Genomic DNA, 3,739 nt, shown 5'->3' with positions numbered 1-3,739 from the left:
ATAGGTAGGGTACTCCTTTCTCTGGAATGTGTTATGGCTAAATCAGAGAATACCCTACCTTTTTTCTTTTGGTCTAGCAAAATGCTTTACACAAAATTTTATACATCATCGACAGCCTCGATGGCTTTTTAGCCGGTAAAGCGGAGAATGTAAAACTTCGTCAAGTAGTTCCTAACGTTTTTTATTTTATGATCCTGTTTGATCAAATTGTTGATCCCATCATTGTCAAATTTATCCCTTTATACGTTTGATAAATACATTGATTCATTCGGCGTTTGGATGTTTGCGCTGCTTCTCAGCTTATCCTCCATGTATTTATCTATTAAAACGTTTGTAAAAATGAGGAGGAAGGATTAAAACATTCAAACGAACGTTCGGCCGTATATACAATAAAATCCTCCCCCCCTCTTTTATAAAAATCAACGGGATGTCATGTAAAGAATCTGCCGCTACCCACGATTTTGCCCACCCTCTCCGAATCAATCAACCATATCCCGCTCAAAGCTGCGGACCGTTACGCCAATGCGACCACCCTCGTACAAATTTTCGTCACCTCGGGGTCGTGGGTGACGATGAGCACGGTCTTTCCCTCCTGATTCAACGATTGGATGAGGGAAAGCACGCGATCACGGTTGGCTGCGTCGAGCGATCCGGTCGGTTCATCGGCCAAAATGATGTCGCTCTTCTTCAAAAAAAGGCGGGCTAAGGCGACGCGCTGTTGCTCGCCGCCGCTCAGCTGGTAGACCTTGTGATGCATTTTGTCGGAGAGTCCGACCTTTTCGAGTGCCTTTCTTTTTAAAGCGTTTTTATCGACTCCTCTGACGTACTCAAGCGCCACGTCCAAATTTTTGCTGACGGTTTCCTGATCAATGAGCGCGTAATTTTGGAATAAATAGCCGATCGTATCACGCAAGAGTTTGATCTTCGTCTTTTCCCTTTTCCACGGGTTTTTCAGCCCTTGTATGTAGACATCTCCAGAATCCGGCGCTTCCAAAAGCCCGACGATGTTCAATAACGTCGATTTCCCCTTCCCGCTCGGACCGGTGATCGCCACGATTTCCCCTTTTTTCACGGAGAGATTGAATTGGTCAAAGATCCGTTTGTCGCCATAGGTTTTGACGATGTTTTTGAGTTCAATTTCCATACATGTCATGCTCCCTTTAGGACGTCCTTGATTTTTTTCATTTCTGCCGTCCGAACGACCAGAACGGTAACGCCCAGCTCAATCGCAAATAACGCGGGCACAAGGAAAAAGGTCATCTCCCAAGCATCATGAGAGAGAATCATGACGGCTGATAAAAGCATGAACCAAAAGAGGCCGATCATAGCGAAAAACGCCCCATGCCTTTTTAAGGATGAATATCCATGCAGCCATTTGACCGCATGAATCGTCTTGTTTCGTTCCAGATGGTTAAAAGTCATAAAAATGGTGACGATGAGTTCCATTATCACGATCAGGATCATCAAGAAAAAACTCCAGCGAAGTTCGCTTTGCAAATGATAAAGATAGGCGTCCACCACGCTGTACAAGAGCGGAGCGGTAAGAATCGTGTTCCCGAGCCCCGCTGTTTTGATGTCGCTTTTCAGTTCGTCATACGGATGTTCGGTATCCTTGACGTAAGGAAAAAAGGTCCTTGATGATAAATAATTGAGGTAACTGTCGCCGCCCAGACTTTCCGGACCGATGACGATGAGGACGGAATCCTTGCTGTAATTGTTGTTTTCTTTTTCATAATCGGGATGATACAAAAAATGTTTTTGTCCGTTTTGAATGTATCGAATTTTTATCTGCACATTTTTGTGGACGGGCACTTGTTTGCCGATCCGCTTCATATGAAGGTCATCATCAATATATTTTTTAAATCTGAACCATTCCTTGTAGGTCTTGCGAATGTCGGCTTCATCCTTTTGAAATTTCTCGGGAACCAAGACGATGAGCGTGTGACCCGATGCCTCTGTGACGTTCACCCGCCGACCGTTGACATCATAGACGGGGTTGTCCTTTAAATAGTTGCGATTGACTTGCAAGACATTCCCCAAATCGGGGTCGTAAGGTTTGACCGCGCGGCCGTCGTTGACTGCTGTTTGGAGATGGCCGTTGAACACGATTCCATCCGATGGTTTCACCAGCATCGCACCTTTTTCCGAGGCTAATTTGAACAGTATTTGACACTTTTTTCCCGTTTGATAAACCCAATTTTCCCGATCCTTTTCGCCTGCCCAACTGTCTTGAAGTTCATAAAAAGCATAATGCATTGCTTCTTCCCATTTCGCGTGATTGGCCTTTTGCATCCGTAATTCCTTGTTATTTTGGGCGGCATGCAGGAACAACATCAGCAGAATAAACGAAAAGATCAATTTCGAGACGTAGTTTAAAAATTGGACGAGCTTTAACGGCTTCCGGTTTTTCAGCATTTCTCCGATTCGAATCAGATAAACCATTAAAAACGGAATAAGCCCAAATAATACTGAAATGCCTGTAAAAAGAAACTGCCAGATAAACCAGACGCCGGCAAACGGCATCCAACGATTCCAACCGTTGTAGAAGACGAGAAAAATCGCTTGAACGAATAGGACGGTAAGGAAAGCGACGGCATGGATCCGTACATTTTCTTTCACCAAGTGTTTAAAGATGAGCGATGGGTTGGAAAAACCGAACAGCTTCCGGACGGCCAACGCTTTATAATTGAGCAAAACATAATAAAGATCGCTCAAAGCGATGAGAATGAATAGAATGCCAAGAACTGCGATCAGATAAACCGTCATTTGCTGATCGGCCAACATGATCAAAGCATTTTTCGTCGGCTGATCGGAAATTTGCAAGCCGACAACAGATCTTAATTGTTCTTTAGTATGATCAACGAGGGTTCGATTGCGGCTGTCGATCCAATACACACCGCGTAAGTTCTCTTCTCTTGCCGCTGTCATCGGTCGAATTTCGACAACGATGTTTGGGTTGAACAGAGCGATTTGCCCCGTCTGATTCCGGGAACTTGTCCGAATGGAGGACAAAAAGGCCTTCCGATCGCCTCTATTCCATCGTTTTCCCCATTGAAGAGGAAATGCCCGCTGTGATCGGATTGGATTACCGATTGCCGCATAGATGACAATTTTAGGATTCTTAGTGCTTTCCACTGGTTTATAAACGAGCTTATAGATATTGACTTTTTCTTGGAGTGCGAGGTTAGTCAATGCCTGTAATTTGTCATCAGGGCTTTCATTTTTGCGCCAATCGGTGACGGTGAACACGGTTTGACCGGTACCGTTGATTTCCGCCAATTCTTTGGCCTCGAAAAATTTGGTGCATAAAAAGGCGGAAACCGCATACGCGACCACCACTAAAGCGATGAGTATTTTTTTCATAGAACACCCCTTAAAAACGTAAAAATCTTATTTATTTCTTCTAAAATATGTTTTCAACGATTTTATGTTAGGTGTAAATATTTAATATATTAAAATTATATAAATATATTTTTATGCAATTAATCAAATATATTTATATATAATTTGTAAAAAGGTCAATTTTAAGGTACCGTCAAGAATTTTGTGTAATGTAAGATAGATAGGGTATCTCTGAAATGGATTTGGAATAGAGGGGGGGCTGGTTCCCCCCCAGGGGACTGAATATTCAGTCTCTTGAGGGGGGAAAGGGAGAATCCCTTTATTTTGTTCGTTTACAATATTTGGTTAGTTATAACGTTTTTCAAACATTTGTTGAAGGGTTTCATAGGCTTCAGCA

At 43.1% G+C, this 3,739-nt stretch carries 2 protein-coding genes; both read right to left on the bottom strand.

Translation table 11 applies throughout. The features are described 5' to 3' along the window. Positions 1–514 precede the first annotated feature (514 nt). Entirely contained in the window at positions 515–1,144 is a 630-nt protein-coding gene (locus tag H532_RS0113900; protein ID WP_027725967.1) for an ABC transporter ATP-binding protein, read from the bottom strand. A gap of 5 nt (positions 1,145–1,149) precedes the next feature. After that, positions 1,150–3,363 (bottom strand): bacteriocin-associated integral membrane family protein, encoded by a 2,214-nt coding sequence (locus H532_RS0113895; RefSeq protein WP_027725966.1) that lies wholly within the window; start codon positions 3,361–3,363, stop codon positions 1,150–1,152. Between the last annotated feature and the right edge of the window lie 376 nt (positions 3,364–3,739).

This window comes from Tuberibacillus calidus DSM 17572, from assembly GCF_000430685.1.
Taxonomy (GTDB): domain Bacteria; phylum Bacillota; class Bacilli; order Bacillales; family Sporolactobacillaceae; genus Tuberibacillus; species Tuberibacillus calidus.
The sequence above is the reverse complement of the archived record's forward strand: the minus strand, read 5'-3'. Positions and strand labels throughout refer to the sequence as shown.